Source organism: Geodermatophilus sp. SYSU D00742 (assembly GCF_054049935.1).
This window is the reverse complement of sequence record NZ_JBJGYJ010000002.1, coordinates 148,372-172,513: the sequence shown is the minus strand read 5'-3', so window position 1 is coordinate 172,513 and position 24,142 is coordinate 148,372. Positions and strand designations below refer to the sequence as shown.

Sequence of the window (24,142 nt, the reverse complement as noted above, 5' to 3'; positions counted from 1 at the left end):
GGCTCCCGCCCCTGTCCGCTCACTGGCGATCCAGCCGGTAGCCCAGCCCCCGGACGGTCACCACGATCCGCGGCGCGCTCGGGTCGAGCTCGACCTTGGTGCGCAGCCGCCGGATGTGGACGTCGACGATCCGCTCGTCGCCGAAGAAGCCGTGCTCCCACACCCGCTCCAGCAGGGCCTGCCGGCTGAACACCCGGCCCGGGGCGGCGGCGAGCTCGCACAGCAGCCGGAACTCGGTGAGCGTGAGCGGCAGCTGCTCGCCCCCGCGGTGCACGGTGCCGCGCTCCTCCCGCAGCACCAGCGGCGCCGCGGGGTGCCGGTCGAGGACCACCTCGGCCGGCGCGGCATCCGGCGCCCCCGTGGCGCCGGAGGCCGCGCGGCGGCGCAGGGCCCGCAGGCGCGCGGTGATCTCCTTGACCTGGAAGGGCTTGGTCACGTAGTCGTCGGCGCCGGCCTCGAGCGCGGCGACGATGTCGTGGGTGTCGGCGCGGGCACTGACCACGATGATCGGCAGGTCGTGGTCCCGGCGGACCTCGCGGATGACCGCGAAGCCGTCCATCGAGCCGAGCATGAGGTCGACGACCATCAGGTCGGGTGCAGCGGTGGCGACGGCCGCGAGCGCCTCCTCGCCGCTCACGGCCTCGGCGACGTCGTAGCCCTCGTCCTCCAGCGCCCACCGCAGGGCGGTGCGGATGGGGTCGTCGTCCTCGACGACCAGCAGACGCGGAGCCACTCCCGCCATGCTGCCACCGGTCCCCGGACGTTCGGCCGGCCGTCACACGATCGCAAAGCAACGTCCAGCGGGATCTCAATCTCCTCCCACGAGGCTGTCAGTGGGCATCAGCAGGATCGGTGCCCCGACACCGAGGAGGACCGAGATGACGATGGCCGCCCCGCGGCACCGGACCGACGCCGGGACCCGGTCGGACGTGGTCACGATCCACCTCGACGACGCCCTGCTCGCCGACGGCCTCGCCGACGTGCGCTGGCTGCTGCACGACGCGCTGTTGGCCGGCGCCCGCCGCGTGGTGGTCGACGTCTCGGAGCTGAAGCACCTGTCCAGCCCCGCCGTCGCCAGCTTCCTGTGGGCGCACCGCATCTGCCGGGCGCGCGGCGGCGCGGTGGTGCTGCGCGGGGCCAACCGCCGGACCGAGGACCTCCTGCACCGCACCGGCCTCTGGCGGGTCATCGAGCTGGAGCCGACCCCCACCGGAGCGGTGGCGTGAACGCCCCGGCACTCACCGAGGTGGTCGACCGGCGGGCCGGGCTCATCCGCGCCAGCGGCCACCTGACCTCCCTCGGCGCCGACCTGCTGCGCGGCACCGCCGACGGGCTGCGCGGCAGCGGCCACGCGCGGGTGGTGCTCGACCTGCGCGGCGTGCGGGCCGCCGACGCCGACGGGCTGGACATCCTGCGGGAGATGCGGCGCGAGTTCGCCGCGGACGGCGGGGAGCTCGTCGTCCGCGCCTGAGCCCGCGGGCCGCGGTCGCCCGGGACGGCCCCGGTGTCTCCGTCAGTCCCCCGGTTCGGCCGGCTCGTCCCGCGCGGCGTCCTGCTGCCGCCGGAACCGGAGCGACTCCACCAGCACGTAGCCGAACAGGACGCTCCAGGCGAAGCTGAGGAAGCCCTCCCCCCACTCCCCGTCCACGAGGTGCAGCACCAGCTGCACGAGGCTGTAGGCGAGCGCGCCGGCGGCGAGGACCTGTACCCCCCGGTTGCCGAACCAGGGCGGGCGGGAGGGAGCGGGGGTCACGGTCCAACGCTAGCCCGGCCGACCGGGACCACCGGGGACAGCGCGCGGGGACGGACGGCACCCGGCCGGGGCCCGGTGCGCGAGCGGAGGGCGTGGGATTCGAACCCACGATGGGTTTGACCCCATAGCGGTTTTCAAGACCGCTGTCATTCGCATCTCCACTGATTCACGGCGCCTCGCGAGCCGGTGCGATGACGGTGTCACAGACTCCTGACCTGCGCAGTCACCGGTACGGGCGACGCGGCGCCGTCCGGGCCACCGGCCCTTCGACATGGGTCCCTCCGTAGACCCGTCCGTACGGACGCAGCGTACGAAGGCGCTCGGACAACGCATGATCGTTGCCCCGGCATCGGGAGCGGCGCCTGCGCCCGTTTGGATGGCGGGCGTGGCCGAGGACTACCCGACGTGGCTGTACTACCCGAACCGTGCGCAGCCGCCGGCGTGGGTCGAGACGTTCATCGAAGTCGTCTGTGATCAGCGGCCGGCCATCGAGTCCGCGAAGGTCGACCACCTGACCAGTGACGCGGTGCTGAGCCACCTGGCACCGGGGTTGGCCGCCGCGGGCTACGTCGTCGAGACGGGCAAGAAGCGGGGCGAGAAGGTCAGGCGGCCCGTGCTGTTCGGTGAACAGGGGAGACCGCGCGTCACCTACGAAGTGGACGCGGTCCACGACGAGCTCGGCATCGTGGTCGAGGTCGAGGCCGGCCGGGGCGCACGTGGGAACGCGATCTACCGGGACCTCATCAGGACCTCGTTGATCGTGGACGTGAACTACCTGGCCCTGGGGGTGATGTTGGAGTACCGCCATCTCTCCGGCGGCCGGAGGATGGCTGTCCGGAGCTTCCAGGAGGCGCGCGACCAGGTGGACGCGATCTACGCCAGCGGACAGCTCCACCTGCCGTTCGAGGGGCTGCTCCTCTTCGGATACTGAGGCTACCGGCGTCGCCCTGGCCGTCGTGCTCCCCGACCACCGACGATGACCTGTTCCTCGTCCACCGACCGCTGCCCGGCATCGACGTCGACTACGTCGCAACGTGGAAGGCGACGGAGGAGAACTACGCCGGCGGTCGCCGCCGGGCCATCGGCGTCTCCGATTTCAGGAGCACCACCTGCGGCGGCTGTTCGGCGAGACCGAGATCCGGCCCGCCGTCAACCAGGGGCGAGGTGCCCCCCACCTCGCGCAGGACGACCTGCGCGCCTTCGACGCCGAGCCCGAGATCGTCACCGGGGCGTGGTCGCCGATCCCCGGGGCAAGGTGCTCGACGCCCCGGCCATCGTCGCGATCGGGAGCGGCTGGGCCGCACACCCGGGCAGGTGGTGGAGCGCTGGCACGTCCAGCGCGGCGACGTCGTGTCCCCGAGGACGGCGGACCGGCAGCGCATGGAGGAGAACTTCGCCCTGGTCGACTTCGAGCCCGGGGCGACGACATCGCCACGTTGAGCGGCCTGGACCGGGGCGAGCGCACCGACTCCGACTCGGACACCTTCCACTACATCCCCTCGTTGGCCGCGCTGGAGCTGGCCCCCAGGATGACCACCACTACGACCGCCGCACCCGCGACCGCGGAGGACCCGAGGAAGGTCTGCTTCGCGATCCGCGCCAGGGTCGGGTCGTTCGCCCTCGGGGCCATCGCGGAGCAGACCTTCCCTACAGCCGTCAGCACCGTCTTGAGCTCCCGGAGCGGGTCGACCTGGCCACTGGCCCCGATGTTGTCGATTGTCATGCTCGCGCACTCCAACAAGTGATGGTTTTGTCCTGACCATCCGCAACCTAGTTGACACGAACCGGCGACGCAACAAGCTCTGACCGGTCGTGACTGCTCGGCACCTGTTGGGTATCCTCGCCGCGTGGACGACGGCGGAGCGCGCGACGAGATCGGGGAGCCTTCTCCCCTCGTGGATCTGCGCGTCGGGCCGGGTGAGCCCGGCAACGCCCAGTTCGGAGAGTTGCTGGAGCGCCTGCGCTGGAAGGCAGGCCTATCGCGGGCCGATGCGGCCGACAAGCTCGGGCTCACTTCCGAGTACCTCCGCCTCCTCGAGGTCGGCAAGCGCGTTCCCGCCCTCGGGCAGATGCGCCGCTTCCTGAGCGTGTACGGCGCGAACGGGGCGGTCGAGCAGATCTCGCCGCAGGGATACCGGCAGGACTTGATCGTCTTCGACCCGCTTCACGGCGAGGACGGCGAGCCCACCATCGTCGAGTTCACCAGCCGGATCCGCGAAGCACGCCGCCGCGCGCTCGGCGGCCCTCCGGACGAGGAGGATCGGGACGACGACAGCGCCGGTCGTGCGGCCGAGGTCGGCGCGATCGTGTTCCTCCTGACTCGAGCCGACGACGGCACGCTGCGGAAGATCCGCCAGTTGCTGGAGGCCCGGGTCAGCTGAGGTGCGCGTCCTGGTCCGGATGGATCGGCTCGCAGGGCTAGCCTGCTGCGGGTGCCGACCTGCCGCGACGAGATTCTGGCCGCGCTGCCACCGCTCGCCAGGAAGAGTCGGGACGGCACATTCACGGCGGACGAAGTCGTCGCGGCCCTGTCGAGCACCGGAACCCGGTACTCGGAGAGCACGATCCGTACTCACGTCACCTCCCGAATGTGCGCCAACGCACCAGATCACCACGCGCGGACGTTCGATGATCTGGAGCGCGTGGACCGGGGCCGATACCGCCTGCGGCGTCCACAGCACTGAGAGGCGACGCTGGGCCACCGCACTCGGTCACCCGAGGCGCCTGCCGGTCCTCGACCCCCGGCCGATGCGTGAGCGACAGAGGGACGGACAACAAGTGATCATGGGAACGCCGGGAGAGAAGGGCAGCCGACATCGATGCCGCCGCTCATGATCGGGCCTGACTGGAGTACCGCTGCGGCACCGGTGATCGACGCCGGCCGCTTCCCCCTGGGCGTCGAGAGCGCCACGCTCGGCAACGCAAGGCGGTTGGTGCCGTTGGTGAACTCGGGCACCGCCCACGCCCGGTACTACCTGCTGCACGCCGCGCTGGCCGCCGCACACCGCGTCCAGCCCGGAGATCGCTCCGCGATGGAGACGGCCCGGCAGCACGTACGCCGAGCGGAAGTCGTCCTCGCCGCCGCGACACTCCGTCACGCGCAGTCCGACCCGGCCGAGCACGACGCGGTCCCGCCCTACCAGGACCCCCACGGAGCGAGAGTCGTCGCTCCGGCTCTCGCCGGTGGCACCGTCGACGTCGGCAAGCTCGCCGCGAAGTATTCGGTGCAGACGAACGGCTTCCTCGCCGTCTACCGGGGCGCAGAGATCGAATCAGGGCTGCTCGACCGACGGAACGGGTCCCTCCTCCCCGGGACCGTCGCCTTGCCCGAGTCCGGACTCGAGGGCGTCCGTGCGATCCTCGCAGCCGCCGACAACACCAGCCTCACCCTCGCCCAGCTCGACGAGCTGCTCCCCGCGGCATGTCTGTGCCAGGTGCGCCGGGGCGACGAGGCGGCCCAGCTGGCACGCCTGCTGCTCGGCCATCCCGGCGATGACGGATCGGACGTGTCGAGAGAAGTCCGGCGAGCGCGCCGCAGGACGGCGGCCACCGCCAGGTTGTTGCTGCACTCGCTGAACGGCCGCGACCCCGGAAGCGACCCCACCGAGGCCATGGCCGAGCTCTGCTACGGCGAACTGGACGCCGTCGCCGCCCTCGGCGATCCCGATCTGGTGGGCTGGGCAGAGCTCTGGCGAGGCGCTCTTCTGCGGAACGCGAGCGTCACCGCCTGGCGGTGGCTGTGGTGGTGGCTCACCGAGCAGCTCCGCCAGCAGCCACAGAGCCGGGCAGCTCTGGCCTCCGCCCTCGCCGATGCTCTCGTGGAGGCCGCGGGTGGCGACGGCCTGGCGGTGGATCTCCTCAACGAACAGCTCCCCCCTCGCAAGGACGGGCAGCGACTGCTCAACGCCGAGGACTCGCTGCTGTACCCGAACGGCGGCGAAAGCGTCGAGCCGTGGGACTTCCTTCGAGTACTCCTCCTGGGAGCGCACCGGCTCCACGACCTGACAGGCCCCGCGCTGACCGCATTCCTCGAGCACGGGGAGCTCGGCCCGACGTACGTGCGTGACTGGCTGGCGTCGTCGTCACACCTATCCGTCTCTGAGCTCGGCCGCGACCTCGCCGGACGACTGCTGCGTCAGGCCGAGGAAATCAGTCGCCGCCGTATCCGCTGGGAGGCCGGGCAGCTGCGAATGCCGACCCGGCTGCGGGAGATCGGAGAGGTCCTCGATCTTGCCGGCGCGGAAGGCTTCATCGCGCCGGCGCTCCGGCTGGAGCGCCTCCGCCAGATCCTCGCGGAACTCGGCTACCTCACCGAAGTAGACGGGGCCCTGGCACCGGGCGGACCCGCGGCGCAGCGGTGGGCGGCATGATCGGCCACTGGAGCGACCACCTCACGCCCGGGAGCGCCCCGCCGTGGCTGCTCCGTTCCCGAGCGGTGCAGGCAGAGGAAGTCCTCGTCCTCAGCTACACCGCCGACCTGCGCTTCTTCGAACGTGTCTGCCTCCCGGAGGCCCGCGCCGTCGGCGCCCGGGTCACCGTGGTCCACGACGTCGCGGCCGACCTGGTCCCTGCCGAGGATCTCCACCACGTCGGCGTGCACTACACCGACGTTCCTGTCCGTTGCCGCTCCGACGGCGAGTTCCACCCCAAGCTGCTGATCGCCATCGCCGCCGACCGGGCCCTCGTCGCGATCGGCTCCGGCAACGCCACCGCCAGCGGCTGGCACCACAACGGGGAGCTGTGGACGACGCTGGCTGCCGACGTCGCGGACTGGCCGGTCACATTCCACGACCTCGCCGGTTGGTTGCGGGCACTCCCCGACCACCTGTACATCGACGACTTCGGTCGCGAGCGCATGGAAGCAGCCGCCGCCGCGCTGTCCCGCCATCCCGCACAGACGGAAGGCCCCCGGCTCGTCCACAACCTGGACGTACCCATCGGTCATCAACTGCCGAGCTCCACAGGAGCGGTGAGCAGGCTCAGCGTCGCCAGTCCCTTCCTGGACGAGAAGGCGGTCGCGCTGCGGCACGTGACCGAGCACTTCTCCCCCGAGCAGGCGACGCTCGCGCTGACGGACAACGCCGACGCCGACGCGGACGCACTCGCCGCCTGGGCCGAGCGCCCGGGCGCGGCCATCCACGCCATCGACTCCGAGCGGTACTTCCACGGGAAGCTCGTCCAGTGGACCGACGACGCCGGAACCCACGCCCTGGTCGGAAGCGCGAACGTCACGGTGGCCGCCCTGCTCAGGACGACAGGACAGCACCACGGCAACTGCGAGCTCGGCCTGCTCTGCGACCTCGAGGCGGCCGACCTGACGCCACCGCTCGGCGACGAGCTCACGGCATCCGACGAGATCGCCGGCGTGCTGACCGACGCGCCCCCGCCGCCCGATCGGGACGCGCACACCCCACGACTGCTCCGCGTGCTGCTCTCAGGGCCCGGCGTCCTGGTCACCGTCGTCGCCGACAGCAGCGACCGAGTGGCCGCCGTAGTGACCGCCACCGGTGAGCGCTACCCGCTCACGCTCGTGGGGAGCACCGGTCGCGTACACCAGTTCACCGGGTCCGCGGAACTCCTCGTAGGGGCGGTCTGCTTCGTAGAGCTCACGGACGGCTCCCGACTCGGCCCGGTACGACCGACCGACCCGGTCACCGTCACCGCCCGTCCGGGAACCAGCAGCCCGCTCGAGGGGGCCCGCCTCACCCAGGTGCTGTCTGACCCCCGGCTCAGCGAGCGGCTGTTCCAGGCCCTCGCGGACCTGGCCGCGGCGCGTCCCGAGGACACGCCCCAGCAGGGGGGCGCCGCCCCAGGCCGGCCCGCACGGTGGCGCCGCACGGCGGAGCTAGTCGTCGGCTCCGCGCTGGTCAGTCTCGCCCTCGGCCGGGCTGACTCCGACGTCGACGCGAGGGCCGACGGCGATGTCCCCCCTGCGGACGTCGATCCCGGTGACGCGGTGTCCGAGGTCGGAGAGGACGACGACGCCACCAGCCTGTTCGACGACGAAGACGCCGAGGTCGACACCGGGATCCTCGATCCCCTCGACGCAACCGGCGACCCGGTCAGCGCGCTGATCGCGGACAGCGTCACGGCCGGCCGACTCGCCCGCGCGATCGACAAGCGGCTGACCGACACCGAGGAGTGGGGCCTGGTCGCGCTGCTCGCGCTGCTGCGCGTCACCCTGATCGTCGCGGCGGGCGGCGGCTGGCCCCACCGGTTAGATGCGGCCGACGCCGTCGCGGACGTCCTCGACCGGGTACTGCAGGCGCCGCCCACTGCGGACGAGGACGTGGAAGCGTCACGTCGAGCCGCCGTTCTGGTCGCGCTGGCCGTCGTCGCCACGGCGGTCGAGCGGTGGGACGAACCGGACGATCCCTTCGCCGCCGACTTCGAGCGCTACCGATCAGGGGCCGCCCTCATCGCTTCCGAGGTCGACGCGGAGCGGGTCGCGCACTACGCGGCCGACCTGGACATCGGCTTCGGTTCGATGTTGACCGCCGACTCGGTTCTGGACGCGGCCTCGTTCCTCGTGGCCTCGACCGCTCTGGAGCGGGCGGCCGAGGCCTTGGCGGAGGACTACCCCGGCCTCCAGGTGGCGGCGCCGCGGCTGTTGCGCATCCCGGCGGCGGCGAACCCGTACACGGCCGCGATGCGCCTGCTGACCCGGGCGGCCCATCTCGCGCCCGTAGCCGTGCAGGCGGGGGGGCCAGCGGGCGAGGTCTACGTTGCCTGGCGGCCGAAGGCGCTGGTCCTGCAACGCTGCTCCGCCGTCGGGACGCCCACGGCCGGCGGTGTCCACCACCTCGTCGTAGGGCCCGGCGCCCACACGACGACCACGCCGCGGTCGGCGTCTCGGACGTGGCACGGTCCGTTGCCGACTGATCTCGGGTTGGAGCTTGCCAACGCCGGGTTGCTCGCGCGGCAGCCTGCGGATTCACAGGGGTAGCCGTCCCCTGGCTGCCCGCGATCGTGGCGAGTCCCTCGGAGACTCCTTCGAAAGGTGGCCCGACGCGGACCCACTGCTCGGACACCGACCCGGCGTGCCTGGGATGATGCGGGGACGACCGCGGTCCGCCACGGCGTAGGAGGGTTCGCATAGCGGCCGAGTGCAGGCGCCTTGAAAGCGCCCGGTGGGTCAGACCACCCGTGGGTTCGAATCCCACACCCTCCGCCTACTCCCCTAGCGCAGGTCCGTGTGGCCGTGCGGACCGCGTCGAGCCCGTCGCGGCTCTCGAGCCGTACCGGGTCCGCCGGCCATGCGTGCCCGGGGCGCCGTCACCTTCATGAAGGAGGCCGGCGCGCGGTAGGCACGGCTACCGCGCGCCGGTTCCCTATCCGCCGCGTCCACGGCTTCGGCCGCTCTCACAGTTCGCCGGCACGGCCAGCCCGCGGCCGGATCCGTCGGTGCAGGCCCGTGTGGAGGCGTTCGTTGGGGAGCAGTACCTCGCCGGGCGGAGCCTGCGCGAGTTGTCCGAGCTCGGTCGGCACGGCATCCACCGCCGCTCGGCCGGCGCCGCACCCCAGCACGCCGGCACCGCCGCGAACTGCCCGGAACAGTCCGCCGTCCGGGTTCAGTCGGCCAGGCGCAGCCGGGCCGACTGAAGGTTTCTCGGTCCGACCTGTCACGCGCGGGGGCCCATCGGGATCTTCCTTACGTGGAGCAGACGACACGGGGGGCAGAACCGTCCGACGCTGCCGTGGATGACCGCATCGGTGCCGACACTGTCGGTGCTGTGCCCTACGGTGACGCGCCCGCGTTCGCGGGAACGCCAGAACCCCCTACGCCCAGGAGCCACGTGTCCGAGCCGACCGATGCCTCGCGCCCCCCGACCGATGTCGAGCAGCTGTCCTCTCAGCTGCCGCTGGGAACCGAGACACGGGCAGCCCATCGGTCCTCGGACGTCGGGCGGGTCCTCGGCACGGAGGAAGCGACCCCGCTGAAGTTCCACGTCGCGCTCAGCGACGGCGCCTACCTGCAGCTCGATGACGTGGTCGTCACTCTGCGGGCGGTGCCCGGCATCGGTCCCGTGATGACCGCCGGCGTGGTCACTGAGGTCCGGGCCCGGCACGAGGGCGCCAGCTTTGGTTCCGACGTGTTCCTCATCAGCGACGGCGTACTGCCCGCCCGGGTGCAGGAGGTCGCCGAGGTGACCACCACGCGGGTGGAGCCGGAGGTGTACGTGCCGCCGCTGCCCGGAGAGCCGGCCCGCCGCGCGACCGGTGCCGAGCGGGCGCAGGCGCTGTACTTCGACCGGATGGAGCGCAAGCTCCCGGTCGGACTGGGCCGCGACGGCTCGCCGATCTACCTCAACCTCGACTTCCTCGACGGGACCCGCGGCGCACACATCTCCATCTCCGGTATCTCCGGCGTGGCGACCAAGACCAGCTACGCGCTGTTCCTGCTGCACTCGCTGTTCCGCTCCGGAGCGCTCGGCGCGCGGGCGGTGAACGCCAAGGCGCTGGTGTTCTCGGTCAAGGGCGAGGACCTGCTGTTCCTTGACCACGGCAACATCCGCCTCGACGACGACCTGCGTGCGGCCTACGCCGAACTGGGCCTGCCGGCCGAGCCGTTCGCCTCGGTCGGGTTCTACGCCCCGCCGACGCCCGGGGACACCACCGGCCGGCCGTACGTGGCCGGCCGGACCAGCGGGGTCGCGTCGTTCTGGTGGACGCTGGCCGAGTTCTGCGCGAACGACCTGCTCCCCTACGTGTTCGCCGACGCCGAGGACGAGCGCAACCAGTACACGATGGTTGTGCATCAGGTCGCCGCACAGCTGCGCCGCGTGGCGACCCCGGCCGGCGGCGACGGCGCGGTGAGCATCGACGGGGACCTGTGCCGCACGTACGAGGAACTCGTTGACGTCATCGTCGACCGGCTCAACGACGACACCACCCGCGCCGACTGGGCCGGGCCAGTCACCGGCGCGGGCACCATCAACGCGTTCGTCCGGCGGCTGCGCAGCTCGCTGCGACCGCTGGGCCCGCTCATCCGCGCCGACCTGACCGACCCGGGGACCCGGGCGGTCTCCACGGCCGACCGACAGGTGACCGTCGTCGACCTGCACAACCTGCACGAGCGCGCGCAGCGGTTCGTCGTCGGCGTCGTGCTGGCAACCGAGACCGCCCGCAAGGAGGCCGCCGGCCCCGGCAGCCTCCTGTTCACCATGATCGACGAGCTGAACAAGTACGCGCCCCGGGAGGGCAACAGCCCGATCAAGGACGTGCTGCTCGACATCGCCGAACGCGGCCGCAGCCTGGGCATCATCCTCATCGGCGCGCAGCAGACCGCCAGCGAGGTGGAGCGGCGGATCGTCTCCAACTCCAGCGTGAAGATCGTCGGCCGCCTCGACCCGGCCGAGGCCGGGCGACCCGAGTACGGCTTCCTGCCGGCCAGCCAGCGGATCCGCGCGACGCTGGCCAAGCCGGGCACGATGTTCGTCTCCCAGCCGGAGATCCCGGTGCCCCTGGCGGTGGAGTTCCCGTTCCCGGCGTGGGCGACCCGGCAGTCCGAGTGCGGCACCCCGCCGCCGGCGCCGGCGCACCGGCCGACCGGGTCGGCGTTCAGCCGGCTGCCCACCGCGGCGGCCGACGATGAGGACGACGACCCGCCGCCGTTCTGACCCGCCCCCGCGGCCCGCTCCCCCCTTCGGCTCGACCTTCGAGGACGTCATCGTGAAGCTGCTGCACACCTCCGACTGGCACGTCGGCAAGACGCTGCGAGGCCGCAACCGGCTCGAGGAGCAGCGGGCGGTGCTGCGCCAGATCGGCTCCCTGGCCCGCGAGCACGAGGTGGACGCCGTGCTCGTCGCCGGCGACCTGTACGACACCTCCACCCCGTCGGCCGACGCGCAGCGGCTGGTCGTGCGCACATTGCTGGACCTGCAGCGGACCGGCGCGCACGTCATCGCGCTCGCCGGCAACCACGACCACCCCGGCACCTTCGACGCGTACCGGCCCCTGATGGGCGCGGCCGGCATCACGCTGGTCGGACACGTCCGCCCCACCGACAAGGGCGGCGTGGTCACCTTCACCGCCCGTTCCACCGGGGAGAAGGCCAACGTGGCGGTGCTGCCGTTCGTCTCCCAGCGCTACGCCGTCCGCGCCGCTCAGTTGGTTGCCGCGACCCCGGCGGAGAACTCCGGCAGCTACGACCAGATGATCCGCGAGCTCGTCGACGCGCTCACCGTCGGCTTCTCCGGCGACGCGGTGAACGTGATCATGGCGCACCTGACCGTCACCGGCGGGACGATGGGCGGTGGGGAACGAGCCGCCCAGTCCATCTTCGAGTACCACGTGCCGGCCTCGGCGTTCCCTGCCACAACGCACTACGTGGCCCTCGGCCACCTGCATCGTCGGCAGACGCTGCCGGCGGGGTGCCCGGTCGTGTACTGCGGCGCGCCCCTGGCCGTCGACTTCGGCGAGCAGGACAACACCCCGGTCGTCTGCCTGGTCGAGGCCACCCCGACCACCCCGGCGAAGATCACCGACCTGCCGATCACGGCGGCGAAGCGGCTGCGCACCGTGACCGGCACGGTCGCCGAACTCGCCGCCCGCGCCGCCGAGTTCGGCGACGACTACCTGCGGGTCGTGGTGCGCGAACCGGCCCGCGCCGGGCTACGGGAGGACGTCGTCGACGCGCTGCCCAACGCCCTCGAGGTACGCATCGACCCGGAGTTCGCCGCGCCGCTGCACGACGGACGGCCGGCGGCCGACCGCACCGGCCGCAGCCCGCGGGAGCTGTTCGCCGAGTACTGCGCCGAGGCGCACGTCGCCGACGACCGCGTGCTGGCGCTGTTCGACGAGCTGCACGACGAGCTGACCACCGCCGGCCCGGCCGACTGACCCCGCCCGAGGAGAGGAACCGAGCATGCGCCCCGTGCGGCTGGACATGGACGGCTTCGCCAGCTTCCGCGAGCCGACCAACGTCGACTTCACCGACGCCGACTACTTCGCCCTGGTCGGCCCGACCGGTGCGGGCAAGTCGACGGTCATCGACGCACTGACCTTCGCCCTGTTCGGCACCGTGCCCCGGTGGGAGAACAAGAAGGCGCTGAGCTACGCACTGGCTCCGACTGCGAACCGCGGCACCGTCCGGCTGGTGTTCGACCTCGACGGATCCCGCTACGTCGCCGCCCGCGAGCTGCGCCGCACGCGGCAGGGGGTGCAGCAGAAGAACGCCCGCCTGGAGCGGCTCGATGACCGGGCCGCCCTCGGCGGCCTGGACGACCCCACCGAGGTGCTCGCCGCCGACGGTCAAGTGACCGGCGCGGTGGAGGGACTGCTCGGCCTGACGTTCGAGCACTTCACCCAGTGCGTCGTGCTGCCGCAGGGCGAGTTCGCGCAGTTCCTCAAGGCCAGCCCCGCCACCCGACGCACGATGCTGCTCAAGCTGCTCGGCGCCGACCTGTACTTCGACATCGGCCGCCGCGCCAACGCCCGCGCCTCCCTGGCCGGGGAGCGGGCGCAGCTGCTCGCCGACCAGCTGACCCGCTTCGGCGACGCCACCGCCGAGGCCCAGGCCGTCGCCGAAGGCCGCGTCGCGGAGCTAACCGCGCTGAGCGCCGCGGTCGGCGCGGCGCTGCCCCGGCTCGCCGCCGCCGACGACGCGCTGACGGCCGCCCAGGTCGACGCCGAGCGACTGGCCGCCGAGCACACGCAGCTGACCGCGGTGCGCATCCCGGCCGGTCTCGATGAGCTCGACGCCGAGCTGCGCGCGGCCCAGGCGACCCTCACCGGCGCCCGCACCGTCGAGGAGGCCGCCCAGGCCGCCGACACCGCGGCCCGCACCGAACTGGACGCCGCCCCGGCCCGTGGGCCGCTCGAGCAGGCACGCCGGGACCATGCCGATCGTGACCGGCTGACCGGGCAGCTGCCCGCCGCGGCCGCGGCGGTCGAGGACGCCGAGCAGCGGCTGGCCACGGCGACCGCCGCGCACCGGGACGCCCTCGAGGCGCTCGCGGCCGCCCGGCAGCGGCGGGACACGGCCGCCGCGGCCGCCAGGGACGCCGCGGCCGAGGTCACCCGGCTGGCCGGTGAGACCGACGCGCTGCACCGAGTCGTCGTCCCCGCCGACCTGCCCGCACTCGACGAGCGCGTCCGCGCCGCGGCGACCGCGCTGGCCGCCGCCGAAGACGCGCTGGCCGCCGCCGAGGGAGCCGAGGATGCCGCCCGCGCCGCGCTCACCACCGCTCCGGCCCGTGCCCCGCTGGAGCGGGACGTGGCCACCCTCGGCGAGTTGAACGACGCCCGCGCCGCCCTCGACGGGCTGCGCGCCGCGGACGGCGACGCCGCCACCGCGCTCGCCGCCGCGGAGGGCGCCCTGGCCGCCGCGGCCGAGCAGGTGGCCGCGGCCCGTGCCCACCGGGACGCGGCGGCGGTCACCGATGGCGCCGCCGCGCTGCGCGCCCACCTGGCCGTCGGAGCCGCGTGCCCGGTCTGCGAGCAGACCGTGGCCGTCCTGCCGGCAGCCGCGGAGGCGTCCGCGGTCGACGCCGCCGAGCGGTCTCTCACCGAAGCGGTGGCCGCGCACGCCGCCGCGCAGGACGTCGAACGCGCCGCCGCCCGCGCGGCGGCAGACGCCCGCGCTGCGCTGACCGCGGCCGACCGCCGAGTCGAGACGCTGACCGCGGCCCTGTCCGGGGCCGCCGCCGACCCAGCGGCGCTCCGGGCCGAGCTGGACCGGCTCGACGCGCTCGACGCCGCGGCCACCGAGGCGGCCGCGGCGCTGCGGGCCGCCCGCGCCGCGCGGGTCGACGCGCACGCCCGGATGAACGGCGTCGAGGCCGACGCCGCCGCGCACCGGTCGGCGTTCACCACCGCCCGCGACAGCCTGGTGTCGCTCGGCGCGCCCGCCGCGGGCGACGGGTCACTGCTGGAGTCCTGGACGGCGCTGGCGACCTGGGCCGCCGAGGCCGGCCGGTCCCGGTCCGCCGCACTGGCCGACGCGCAGCAGGCCGCCGACGCCACGGCCGGTGCGCTCACCGACGCCGAGCGGGCGTTCGGCGCCGCCGAGGCCGGCGTGGCCGACCGCCGGGCGGGGGAGGCCGCAGCCAGCGGCGCGCACGGCAGCGCCGTGACCGAGCTGCGCGGGCTGCGGGAGCGCCTCGCCGAACTGGATCGGCGTCTCGACGGCATTCCCGGCCCCGACGACGTCGCCGCCGCCCTCCGCGAGCTGGACCGGCTCGAGGTGGCCGCACACGCCGCCGATGAGGAGCTGCGCGCGGCCCGCGCCGCCCGCATCCGAGCGCAGGAGACGCTCGAGGGGCTGACCGCCCGCGACGCGGCGGCGTGGCAGACGTTGCGCGGCGCCCGCGACCGGCTGGTCGCCCTCGGCGCACCGGACCTGCCCGCCGGGTCGGCGCTGGCCGGTTGGGAGGCGCTGCTGGACTGGGCCGGGCAGCAGGCCGGTGAGCGCGCCACGGCGCTGCCGACGGCGCAGACCGCGGTGGCCGCCGCCGCCGAGGAGCGGCAGCGGTTGGGGAAGGAGCTGACCGAGAGCCTGGCCGCCGGCGAGGTCACCCTCGAGGACGGGCCGCTGGCGCAGACCGCCCCGGCCGCGGTCGCCGCAGCCGTCGCCGACGCCCGCGGCGAGGTGCGCCGGATCGCCGACCGGCGGGCGGAGGCCGGCCTGGTGTCCGAGCAGCACGCCGCGGCGGTCACCGACCAGCAGGTCGCGAAGCTGCTGGCCAACATGCTGCGCAGCGACAAGTTCCCGGAGTGGCTGGAGGCCGCCGCGCTGGACACCCTGGTGCTGACTGCATCGGGGAGCCTGGCCGAGCTGTCGGGCGGACAGTTCGAGCTCACCCACCGCGACGGGGAGTTCTTCGTCGTCGACCACGCCGACGCCGACAGCCTGCGCAGCGTCCGCACGCTCTCCGGCGGGGAGACGTTCCAGGCCAGCCTCGCGCTCGCGCTGGCACTGAGCTCGCAGCTGTCGTCGCTGGCGGCGTCCGGTGCGGCGCGGCTGGACTCGATCTTCCTCGACGAGGGATTCGGCACCCTGGACGAGACCACGCTGGAGACCGTGGCCGGCACCCTGGAGAACCTGGCCTCCGGGGACCGGATGGTCGGGGTGATCACCCACGTCGCCGCGCTCGCGGAGCGCGTGCCGGTCCGCTTTGCCGTCCGCCGCGACGCCCGCACGTCCACGATCACCCGGGAGACCGCATGAGCGCCCCGCTCTCCCCCACCGCGACATCCGCTGGCCGGTCGAGCGCGGGGGCGGCAGGGATGCGTTTCACCGTCGACGGCTGGGACCCCAGCTACGGCACCAGCCTGGAGTTGGAGGACGCCGACCTCGGCGCCTCCACCGCCCGCATCGACGTCGACGTCGAGCGGCCGGCCGCCGACTGGGCGCCGCTGGATCCGCCGGCCGACCAGGCCCGGCCTGCGGCGGTGCTGTTCGTCGACGGCGTCCGCCGGGTGGAGGCCCGGGTCTGGATCGACGACGTGTCGGCGGCCGGGCCGGCGACGGAGGCGTCGGCGGCGATCTGCGCCTCCTACGCCGGCGGGGTGGTGTGCTGCTGCAAGGAGGGCGCGCACCTGCTCACCGTCGACGCCCGCCGCGGGCTGTTCACGATCGCCGCGCACGCCGTCGACGTGACCACCTACGCCGGCACCTACACCGCCTGCCGCACCGCGCCGAGCGAGGGCATGCCGCTGTCCGTGACCCTGTCCTCGGCGCTGCAGCAGCGGCTGGCCGGCGTGGAGATGGAGGTCGCCGTGACCGCCCGCAGCCAGCTGGCCGGGCACGGTGTCGACGGTGAGGACCTGCTGGTCATCGACGGGCCGCTGCGCGGCCGGCAGCATCTGCCGCGGGCGATCGGGTTCATCAAGTCCCACCGTGCCGCATACCTGCCGGCTGAGCTGCATTCGATGGTGGGCGCGCTGGGCCCCGGGCAGCGCACCCCGGTGTTCCTGATGGGGACCTCGTGGGACCGACATGCCTGGTACCTGCGGCTGCCGTGCCGACCCGGCGCGCCGTGGGCCGGGATCGTGCGGGTGGAGTGCTCGGCGGACCTGCCGGCCGCCGAAGTCGTCGGCCTGGCAGACCTGTCGCAGCTGACGCTGTGCCGGTACGCCTCGGACGAGTACAAGGACGCCCGGGCACCGCAGAACCTCTACCCGATCGCCGGGCTGGAGCGGGAGCTGCGCCGCCGGCTGGGCGATCCGCGGCTGCTGTACCGGGCTCTGCGCGTCGCGGCCGCCTGACCCCCGACGCACCGTCCCACCTGCTCGCGGCGGCCCGTTCCTGCCAGGCCCGGTGATCGTGGTGCTGCACGCGTGCCGCAGTATGCGGAGCGTGCAGACGTGGGACGAGGTGGCGCAGGCGACGCGGGCGGCGATCGATGAGGTCGAGGAGGAGCGGGAGGACTTCGCCATCCTCTCGTTGGCCGACGACGACAGGTACGTGCAGTGGACGCTGGGCAACACGGGGGCACTGCGCGTGGAGGTCTCGAGCAACGAGGCGCTCGGGCAGGAGGTCCTCTCCCCCGCCGACGTCGCGCAGCTCCGCGCGATGGGGATCGACGTCGCCGACCCCGACCCGAACTACGTCTACGAGCCCGCGACGGCCGCCGAGGCGACCGACCTGGTCGTCCGCGTCGTCCGCGAGGTGTTCGGGGTCCAGCCGGCCCAGATCGCCGAGGTCGAGCTGGGCTGACGGGGCTCCGGCGACGCTGGCCCCTTCAGGCCGCGTGCAGTTGACGGCCGATCACGGTGACCGCCCGATCGCGCAGCTCGCCGAGCGGGCACGGACCTGACGGGCAGCCGCTGGGGAGGCCTTGACCTCTGACGGACACGGCTGCGGCCGCATTTGACGCCCCACCGCTGGCCGGACATTGCTGTCCGCACCAGCGGCGGTACTCACTGGGCGTGGGGAGATCAGCTGCGGCGCAGCCCGAGCCGGTCCTCCAGGTTGGCCACGGCCTTGCCAAAGTCATCCATGGCGGGGGCGAGGTACCAGATGTCGTCCTGCCAAAGCCTGAAGCCCAGCGAACCCCAAACCCCGCGTACCTGCTGAAGTCCCGCCATGTAGCCGGGCTCGTCCTCCTCCCGAGAGAGCTCGAACGGGGCCGGTTGGGTGACGACCACTAGGGCGCCGGAGAGGAGCCACTGCAACATCCGTGCGGTCAGGAGCCGACCGACGCCGCCGAGCCCCCGCCAGGCTGGAGCCAGTTGGGCACGGTCGAGCAGGATCACCCGACTGCCGAGGCCCTCGATCAGCTCATCGAAATCCTCGTGGATGTTGAGCTCGCCCCTGTCGAAGAACAAGGGCATGAAGTGTGCGAAGTCGGCGCTCTCATCCAGCACAGTCGCCAGGTTGCGGGCAGCGTCGACGTCGATAACGAGCCCACTCGCAGTGGCGACGACCAAGGTCTCGCTCCCGGGCGCGCCCGGGATGGGTCGACGGGTCAGAGCGACGTCCCCGCGCGCCAAGAACGCCGTTTCGTCTGAGGCATCCGGGCAATCCGGGTTGGCGTACACCTCGATGTAGGCCTCTCCCGACCACTTGGCGACGCCGCGGTCGTCGTAGTCGAGGTACTCGGTGACCGGCGCGGTCAGGGTGACGTCCACCCGCGACTCACGCAACCGGTCCCGCAGTACACGCGTGAAGTCCTCGTCATGCGTCACGCCGCCCATCCTCTCCGCCCGCCCCACGTGACCGATCGGTTTGTCTGCGCTGGTCACCTGCTAGGCGGACACGGAGCCAGCGCGCCGGGGTCACCTTGCCCATGCCACGATCCGCCGGGCCCCCGGAGTCGCAAGGTCCGTTGGCTTGTGCAGGTTGGGACTGGGGTCTGGCGCGGTCTCCTCGTAGCTGGCGACCGCAGGCACACCAGCCCGCTCATCAAGCGTTAGCACCGACAGCACCGGAGGTCAGGCCGCCAGCGGCTGGGTAAAGAACTGGCTGTGCAACCCCACGAAGTCGCTCAGCGGGCGTCGCCTGAGTACGACCAACCCTGACTCGGTAGCAGTCTCTCCATAGCCGGCGAACTCGTCCGGCATCTCCGCCGTCACCAGGTGCAGCCTGCGCTCGGTGAGCTGGGGTGCAGCCTCGGCGCGCGAGTACAGCTCCTCGAACGCCGCACGCACCGGCTGCCGCCACCGGGAGCGCAGCACCTCGGTGACGACCCCCGGCGGAGGCGTCCGTTGCCGGTCCAGCGCCGCGAGCGCCCCGACCACCTGGGCGTGCACGGTCTGGTACGCCGCCAGTACCGGCCCGCCGACAGCGGCGACGGCGCAGAACGACGGCAGGTCGTCACGCAGCCGGGCCGGGTTTCCTGTTGTGATCCACAGGCGAGGTGGGTCGGCGGGGACGTTGTAGCCGACCGGGGCGATCTTCACGCTAGTCGTGACCGCCGCTGGGCCTGCGCCGTCGTACACGATCAGGTCTGCGTACGAGAGGGCGCCACGCTCGGCCCGGATCGCCGTACCGGCCGCGATCAGTCGCTCGACGGCCCTCGCGGCCAGCGGCTGGCCACCGACGCGGCCGGTTCGCAGCCGCCGGCCGGCGACTGCCTCGGCGACCACCGCGGCAAGCACCGCCGGATTCGCGGTCTTCTCCAGGCCCATTACGACCGCCCGTGGCTCGGTCATGGGCACCCCGACCCGCTCGAGAGCGTCACGCACCGGTACCACTACTCCGGGCACCCCGGCGTTGAGCGCATCGGCGACGGCGAGCTCGAACCCTTGCCCGGCCGAACCACGGTGAGTACGCAGCAGCGCCGCCAGCTGTCCGACGGTCAGAGACCCAACGTCGCGGGTGTCGAGGTCGAACAGCCGCCCACGGCCCTGCCGCAGATGGATGGTCAATGCCTGCAGCACCGACCCGGCGAACATCAGCCGCAAGCCGGTGCCGTGCCCATGGGATGCGACGAGTCTCCCGGCCTCACCCGGGTCGACCTCGACCGCCGGGACGTAGGCGTCCAGCAGCACCGCTCCCCGTACATCCACCACGTCAGGAGGCTCGCACACCAATCCGGCAAGGCCGACGCGCGAGGTCTACCTGCACACCCGTTCGGATGGAGCCGAAGGACGCGTGCCATCGACAAGGTCGGCGGGCAGTGCTGCCCCTGGTCACGTGGCATCCCTGTCACGGCGCCGCCTTCTACTGGGTCTTCCGGGTGGAAGAACGCACGCCGGCCGCGAAACCGCCCCACGAGGGGGGCGGCGTTGTTGGCGCTTGATGCCTGCCAAGATCAGCGACCTCGGCGCCTACATGGGGCGTCATCTAAGACCGACTACCGACCGAACGCACGCACCCTCGTCCGGAGATCACCATGGCCCGTCACAAGCCGCGCAGACTGCGCATCGAGATCGAGCTCGACGTCACCGGCACGCGAAAGATCCGCCCGATGACGAACGAGGAGTTCACGCGGGACTTCGCCCGGCCTCTCCTGGAGCGGGCGGCGGAACTGGCGAACGACCTCAACCTCGACGCCCGGAACGGGACGGTCGCCGCGGACTTCACCTACGGCCCGTTTCTCGGAGCTCGGGCGAAGCTGACGGACACCCGGAAGTTCGAGGACACCGACTGACGACGACTGTCGGTCGGGCGATCCGTCGAAGGCGCGAGCTACTTCCTCGAACCCTCGTGGATGTGGCGGCCGATCGCGTCGACCGCCCGGACGCGCAGCTCGTCGAGGGGGCAGGGACCGATCACCTCTTCGGCGTCGTCACAGCACCTCTCCCCGTCCCGATCCTCGGTCCAGGCGACCCACCCGTTCGACGGCTCCGAGTCCAGGTCGAGGGCGAGGAGCAAGTACGCACCATCGACATCTAGCTGGACACCGAAGTAGCCCCCGGCGAGCGAGACCACCTTCCCGCCGGTTGCATCCGCGGCTCGATCGACCTGTTGCAGGTACTTCTGATACTCCAATGCCGTCTCGCATTCGCGCCTAGGGGATGGCGGCCGTCTCCGCTGCAACGGCGGAGGTGGTCGTACACCTCTCATGACGTACAAGCCCGTCGAGCGTCGCCTATGATAAGACCGCCGCGGACAGGGTGCCTGCGTTTCGCAACTGATGACGGCCTCGATCTTGACGCCGCTCATGCGATTTCGTTGAGGCCTTCAACCGCCCTGACAACCAACTCCGCCAGCAACAGAAAGGCTTCCCGGCTACCTGGATCGTCCGCTGGATCGATACCCACCGCCTCCAGAAAGCCCGCCGTCCCTTGGCGAAGGGTGTAGCGCCGCCGGCTATCGCTAGCCCGGAACCCGGTTGGATCGTGGAAGACGATTCCGCCGAGGCGCTCCGGCCCAACTGATTCCGGCATGTTGGCGAAGTATCCAAGGATTTTGTAGATCTCCTCGCTGGGCGGCCCCTGGCGCTGCCGCAGTTTGGCATCCAGCAGGACGGACACCGCCCTGTCAGCACGAACGCACCGCACTGCCAGGTCCGGGATGCCCGCCAGCGGCCGATCGCCGGGGGCGTACACCCACAAGGCGTCCGCTCCAGTCAGCGCCTTTAGGCTGGCCTGGAAGTACACCTCCGCCCTGCAGTCGCCGGCCGGAAACACGTACACCGGCAGCCGGTCCCGCTGGGTGAAGTCGATGCGGGCCTGAATCGGTTCTCCCAAGACCTCGGTTAGAGCTTCGGCCAGCTTTGCGAGGCACCACAACTCGAAGAGCCTTGTGTCGAACTCCTCGCCGTAGAAGGCGGCGGAGACCTCCCCCGGCCGCACGACAGGTTGGCCGGACAAGGCGTCCCTCACCCAGTGCGTGAGTTCAACGTAGGCGCCCGGCCTGTTGACATGCCCGGCGGCAAGCCGGGCTTCGACCCGTTCGAGCAACCCAGTGAGGGCCTCTCTTCCGCGCACGCGGTCCGCAGCGCTCACGGCGTCCTGAACAAGGGGGAGCCCGTGCAGTCGAATAAGATCACTGCGGAGTGCGGCGAGCTCCCGGCCCTCCGGGCTCCCGGCGGGTGGCGAGAGCAGCGCGATGACACCGTCGATTTCGCGCAGCATCCAGCGCAGTGCGAAGGCGACGAGGATGTTCTCCGGGGTGCTGCTATCTCGCCGGATGACGTGGACCGGGTACCTCCGCGGGACCGTCACCCGTCCGCGCTCTCGGAGGTGGCGAACCACGTCGAGCCGACCGCGCAACTGCCCAACATGCTCTTCGGATCTGCGCTGGTACCGGAAGTTCGGGGTGGAGGCCACGCTCCGACAGACGTTGGCAAGTCGACGGCCGGCAAGCAGAGCGACACGAAGTCGGATGGCACCAAGGATCCGGTCGGTGCTCGTGATGTCCGCGCCCAGCGGCCGCCGCTCTGTGGCGGCGCGCGGGGCGTCGGTGAGTGAGAACGTCGTCCCCTCCACGAAGTAGGTGGCGACGAGCGGAAGCGCCGAGGCCACTGCCGCGGAGCGGGCGGGCGCTCCCAGCGTCCCGCTTGGCGGTCTCTGTTCGAAGGGATCCACGGTCACCTCGTCAGAGTTGCAACGACCCTCAAGGCGGGGCTGCGGGGGCAGATGCGGCTCCTCACGCGAAGTTGGTGCTCTGTGCGTCAAGGAGCAGCCTCGTAGCTGCCGCAGCCTTCGCGAGTTCGGATTGCTCGCCAAGCCACTCGGCCATGCTGCGCACGACGTTGGGAGCAACGCCCACCATCTGCGGCACGATCAGGTCCGCGATGGCGGCATCGAGCGTCCTGAGCAGCTCTCCATTCGCGAAGGCGCGAAGAGACACCACTCGAAGGACGTCCCGGAGCTGCGCTGTGCCGAGCGGCCAACCACCGCCCGAGTTGTACCTGAAGCGGGCGACCATCCGACGGAGCACGACGATGGCATCGGTGACCTTCTGATTGGCCACCAACTCCCCCAGGACCGTCTCGGCGTCTGCGGCGCGAACCTCGGGGTAGTTCGCGGCAAGCCACTCAGCTGCTTGACCAAGGGCGGCTTGGAGTTCGTCATCGAGTTGACCTTCACGTGGCACTCCGACGTACACGAACTGGAATCTGCGGCTGAGCCCCTGGGAAAAGCTGTAGACGAACGACGCATCGACGTTGTTCATCGTGCCGATGATGCGGAACCTCCGCGGGACGACCACCACGCTCCGTTTTGGATCGTCAGCGAACCACAGTGGCAGTCTCCGCTCTCCGCCGAGCACGCTGTACAGACCGCCGATGGCCTTATCGATCTCAGCGCGACTGAACTCATCCACTATTTGCCAGTGCGCCTGCGGGGCGCCTTCCGGCGATCCGGGATCCTCGGCATGACGCTGCACTTGTTCTGCGCAGTGGACCGCTGCGCGGGTGATGTGCCCGAGCCAGGGACGGAGAACCTCTTGGCCACCCTCCCCCCGCCCCGGAAGGAAGCCGCCGATGACGTCGAACGTCGACCAGTCGGCCGTTGCAGTTTCCAACCAGTAGGTGCAGTTGAACGCCTCGGCGAGAATCTTGGCCAGCGTCGTCTTCGCCGTCCCCGGCGGTCCCTGAAGTACCAGGTGCCCGGTCAGAAGCCCGAGTACGCATCGCTCGATCAGGTCGTCTGGATCCGGCAGCACGAGCTTGTCCCGTTCCACCAATGCAACGACGCGGGCTATCAGTGCATCCACGTCTCCGCTCTCGAGCGGCAGTTCGGCCCACGCCTCAAGGGCGTTGTAGTCATCCCGCGGTTCCTGAATGAGCGGTCCTGGCGTCGCGTCCGGAGGCGGCGTGCGAGGCTGGATGGGGAGTAGGCCGGCAAGCTCTTCGTCCGACCAGTCGTCCTCGGGCACGCTAGGCAGCCGGCCGTCGTCGGGCTCGACGAAGATGGCCGTCCGCTCCTCAGCCGTCAGGTGCAACTCGTTTGATAGCTCGCGTGCCAGTTGCAGGGTCGACGTCACTCCGTCCGGCACTGCGGAGCGGTAGCGCCAGACCGCTAGCTCAAGCAGCGGAACCCTTTTCTGGGCCGGGACGATCGCCCGAAGCCCGTCGAGGTACCCGCTGTCTTGCTGCCGAGTGGCGATCGCCATCGTCTGGACACCACCGACCTTGCGGTCGTTGGAGGTTTCCAGAACGACCGACAGTTTCGCGGACATCCGGTTCGGCTTGTTCTGGGTCCAGACCGTCCCGACTGGCCATCCACCGTTTCCGGCGTCTGCACACCATTGAGGGGTGAAGGGGTCGTACCACTTGAACGGCTCAAGCCCTGCCACCCCGAAGAATCGATCGGCGAACGACTTGTAGTCGTCGCTGGTCACATCAATCGGCACGCTCGCGGCACCCGCCCACTTCGCCGCCAGCCAACTGATCAACGCGAAGCTCGGGCGCCCCAGGTGAAGGTCACGCAGCTGCTCGGCCGCCTGCACCACACGTTCCTTGCTGATCCTCAACGCAGCCTCCCACGCCGAGGCTACGGTGCGTCGTCGCCCGCCTGCGCAGCGACGTGCTGTCGGTGGCCACCCGTACG

General features: G+C 71.8%; 23 protein-coding genes and 1 tRNA gene. 16 read left to right on the top strand and 8 right to left on the bottom strand.

The window, feature by feature from the left end; translation table 11 throughout:
• Positions 1 to 19: 19 nt before the first annotated feature.
• A complete protein-coding gene (locus tag ACI78V_RS02200) occupies positions 20 to 742 on the bottom strand; it encodes a response regulator (RefSeq protein WP_456848472.1) in 723 nt (240 codons plus the stop codon).
• A 136-nt stretch (positions 743 to 878) separates the two neighbouring features.
• Here ACI78V_RS02200 and ACI78V_RS02195 point away from each other — a divergent pair, with 136 nt between their 5' ends.
• Entirely contained in the window at positions 879 to 1,226 is a 348-nt protein-coding gene (locus tag ACI78V_RS02195; protein WP_456848470.1) for an STAS domain-containing protein, read from the top strand.
• A complete protein-coding gene (locus tag ACI78V_RS02190; protein WP_456848469.1) occupies positions 1,223 to 1,471 on the top strand; it encodes an STAS domain-containing protein in 249 nt (82 codons plus the stop codon). Before ACI78V_RS02195 ends, ACI78V_RS02190 begins: the two co-directional genes overlap by 4 nt.
• A 42-nt stretch (positions 1,472 to 1,513) precedes the next feature.
• On the opposite strand, the gene ACI78V_RS02185 is transcribed toward ACI78V_RS02190, so the two are convergent.
• Positions 1,514 to 1,753 carry a hypothetical protein gene (locus ACI78V_RS02185; protein ID WP_456848467.1) on the bottom strand — a complete coding sequence of 80 codons (240 nt, stop codon included), beginning with the start codon at positions 1,751 to 1,753 and terminating at the stop codon, positions 1,514 to 1,516.
• A 385-nt stretch (positions 1,754 to 2,138) separates the two neighbouring features.
• Between ACI78V_RS02185 and ACI78V_RS02180 the strand changes: the two genes are divergently transcribed.
• Both ACI78V_RS02180 and ACI78V_RS02175 read left to right on the top strand, forming a co-directional pair.
• Entirely contained in the window at positions 2,139 to 2,684 is a 546-nt protein-coding gene (locus tag ACI78V_RS02180) for a hypothetical protein (RefSeq protein WP_456848465.1), read from the top strand.
• 383 nt (positions 2,685 to 3,067) lie between these two features.
• Positions 3,068 to 3,193 carry a hypothetical protein gene (locus tag ACI78V_RS02175; RefSeq protein WP_456848463.1) on the top strand — a complete coding sequence of 42 codons (126 nt, stop codon included), beginning with the start codon at positions 3,068 to 3,070 and terminating at the stop codon, positions 3,191 to 3,193.
• A 49-nt stretch (positions 3,194 to 3,242) separates the two neighbouring features.
• Here the strand turns inward: ACI78V_RS02175 and ACI78V_RS02170 are convergent, their stop codons facing one another.
• The gene (locus tag ACI78V_RS02170) at positions 3,243 to 3,476 is read right to left on the bottom strand and encodes a hypothetical protein (RefSeq protein ID WP_456848461.1); all 234 of its coding nucleotides are present in this window, start codon (positions 3,474 to 3,476) and stop codon (positions 3,243 to 3,245) included.
• Between the two features lie 124 nt (positions 3,477 to 3,600).
• Here ACI78V_RS02170 and ACI78V_RS02165 point away from each other — a divergent pair, with 124 nt between their 5' ends.
• The 11 genes from ACI78V_RS02165 to ACI78V_RS02115 all read left to right on the top strand — a co-directional run bounded on the left by ACI78V_RS02165 (position 3,601) and on the right by ACI78V_RS02115 (position 17,414).
• Entirely contained in the window at positions 3,601 to 4,134 is a 534-nt protein-coding gene (locus ACI78V_RS02165; protein ID WP_456848459.1) for a helix-turn-helix transcriptional regulator, read from the top strand.
• Positions 4,135 to 4,185: 51 nt separating this feature from the next.
• Complete coding sequence (locus ACI78V_RS02160) at positions 4,186 to 4,437, top strand: DUF7669 domain-containing protein (RefSeq protein ID WP_456848457.1); 252 nt, start codon at positions 4,186 to 4,188, stop codon at positions 4,435 to 4,437.
• A 135-nt stretch (positions 4,438 to 4,572) separates the two neighbouring features.
• A complete protein-coding gene (locus ACI78V_RS02155; RefSeq protein WP_456848455.1) occupies positions 4,573 to 6,123 on the top strand; it encodes a hypothetical protein in 1,551 nt (516 codons plus the stop codon).
• Entirely contained in the window at positions 6,120 to 8,699 is a 2,580-nt protein-coding gene (locus tag ACI78V_RS02150; protein ID WP_456848453.1) for a hypothetical protein, read from the top strand. The genes ACI78V_RS02155 and ACI78V_RS02150 overlap by 4 nt, the downstream gene beginning before the upstream one ends.
• Positions 8,700 to 8,837: 138 nt before the next feature.
• Positions 8,838 to 8,924 (top strand) — tRNA-Ser (locus ACI78V_RS02145).
• Between the two features lie 233 nt (positions 8,925 to 9,157).
• A complete protein-coding gene (locus ACI78V_RS02140; RefSeq protein ID WP_456848450.1) occupies positions 9,158 to 9,355 on the top strand; it encodes a hypothetical protein in 198 nt (65 codons plus the stop codon).
• Between the two features lie 194 nt (positions 9,356 to 9,549).
• On the top strand, positions 9,550 to 11,373 hold the full coding sequence (locus ACI78V_RS02135; protein ID WP_456848449.1) for an ATP-binding protein: 1,824 nt from the start codon (positions 9,550 to 9,552) through the stop codon (positions 11,371 to 11,373).
• A gap of 52 nt (positions 11,374 to 11,425) precedes the next feature.
• A complete protein-coding gene (locus ACI78V_RS02130) occupies positions 11,426 to 12,595 on the top strand; it encodes an exonuclease SbcCD subunit D (protein WP_456848446.1) in 1,170 nt (389 codons plus the stop codon).
• 25 nt (positions 12,596 to 12,620) lie between these two features.
• Positions 12,621 to 15,923 (top strand): AAA family ATPase, encoded by a 3,303-nt coding sequence (locus ACI78V_RS02125; RefSeq protein ID WP_456848444.1) that lies wholly within the window; start codon positions 12,621 to 12,623, stop codon positions 15,921 to 15,923.
• 59 nt (positions 15,924 to 15,982) lie between these two features.
• Entirely contained in the window at positions 15,983 to 16,963 is a 981-nt protein-coding gene (locus ACI78V_RS02120) for a hypothetical protein (RefSeq protein ID WP_456848442.1), read from the top strand.
• 91 nt (positions 16,964 to 17,054) lie between these two features.
• Positions 17,055 to 17,414, top strand: coding sequence for a TY-Chap domain-containing protein (locus ACI78V_RS02115; protein WP_456848440.1), 360 nt, complete (start codon positions 17,055 to 17,057; stop codon positions 17,412 to 17,414).
• 221 nt (positions 17,415 to 17,635) lie between these two features.
• Here the strand turns inward: ACI78V_RS02115 and ACI78V_RS02110 are convergent, their stop codons facing one another.
• A complete protein-coding gene (locus ACI78V_RS02110) occupies positions 17,636 to 18,385 on the bottom strand; it encodes a hypothetical protein (RefSeq protein WP_456848438.1) in 750 nt (249 codons plus the stop codon).
• 246 nt (positions 18,386 to 18,631) lie between these two features.
• The gene (locus tag ACI78V_RS02105) at positions 18,632 to 19,690 is read right to left on the bottom strand and encodes a hypothetical protein (RefSeq protein WP_456848436.1); all 1,059 of its coding nucleotides are present in this window, start codon (positions 19,688 to 19,690) and stop codon (positions 18,632 to 18,634) included.
• A gap of 344 nt (positions 19,691 to 20,034) precedes the next feature.
• Between ACI78V_RS02105 and ACI78V_RS02100 the strand changes: the two genes are divergently transcribed.
• Positions 20,035 to 20,292: a hypothetical protein gene (locus tag ACI78V_RS02100; RefSeq protein ID WP_456848434.1), complete on the top strand. Its 258-nt coding sequence runs from the start codon at positions 20,035 to 20,037 to the stop codon at positions 20,290 to 20,292.
• Positions 20,293 to 20,330: 38 nt separating this feature from the next.
• Here the strand turns inward: ACI78V_RS02100 and ACI78V_RS02095 are convergent, their stop codons facing one another.
• The 3 genes from ACI78V_RS02095 to ACI78V_RS02085 form a co-directional block, all read right to left on the bottom strand.
• Complete coding sequence (locus ACI78V_RS02095; protein ID WP_456848432.1) at positions 20,331 to 20,633, bottom strand: hypothetical protein; 303 nt, start codon at positions 20,631 to 20,633, stop codon at positions 20,331 to 20,333.
• Positions 20,634 to 20,803: 170 nt separating this feature from the next.
• Positions 20,804 to 22,174: a hypothetical protein gene (locus ACI78V_RS02090; RefSeq protein WP_456848430.1), complete on the bottom strand. Its 1,371-nt coding sequence runs from the start codon at positions 22,172 to 22,174 to the stop codon at positions 20,804 to 20,806.
• A 61-nt stretch (positions 22,175 to 22,235) separates the two neighbouring features.
• Positions 22,236 to 24,065, bottom strand: a complete 1,830-nt coding sequence (locus ACI78V_RS02085; RefSeq protein ID WP_456848428.1) for an AAA family ATPase — start codon at positions 24,063 to 24,065, stop codon at positions 22,236 to 22,238.
• Between the last annotated feature and the right edge of the window lie 77 nt (positions 24,066 to 24,142).

Bases quoted from the DNA above. Each gene is read 5' to 3' on its own strand.
- ACI78V_RS02100 (WP_456848434.1), top strand. From the start codon at position 20,035: ATGGCCCGTCACAAGCCGCGCAGACTGCGCATCGAGATCGAGCTCGAC.
- ACI78V_RS02195 (WP_456848470.1), top strand. From the start codon at position 879: ATGACGATGGCCGCCCCGCGGCACCGGACCGACGCCGGGACCCGGTCG.
- ACI78V_RS02125 (WP_456848444.1), top strand. From the start codon at position 12,621: ATGCGCCCCGTGCGGCTGGACATGGACGGCTTCGCCAGCTTCCGCGAG.
- ACI78V_RS02170 (WP_456848461.1), bottom strand. From the start codon at position 3,476: ATGACAATCGACAACATCGGGGCCAGTGGCCAGGTCGACCCGCTCCGG.
- ACI78V_RS02150 (WP_456848453.1), top strand. From the start codon at position 6,120: ATGATCGGCCACTGGAGCGACCACCTCACGCCCGGGAGCGCCCCGCCG.
- ACI78V_RS02155 (WP_456848455.1), top strand. From the start codon at position 4,573: ATGCCGCCGCTCATGATCGGGCCTGACTGGAGTACCGCTGCGGCACCG.
- ACI78V_RS02120 (WP_456848442.1), top strand. From the start codon at position 15,983: ATGCGTTTCACCGTCGACGGCTGGGACCCCAGCTACGGCACCAGCCTG.
- ACI78V_RS02200 (WP_456848472.1), bottom strand. From the start codon at position 742: ATGGCGGGAGTGGCTCCGCGTCTGCTGGTCGTCGAGGACGACGACCCC.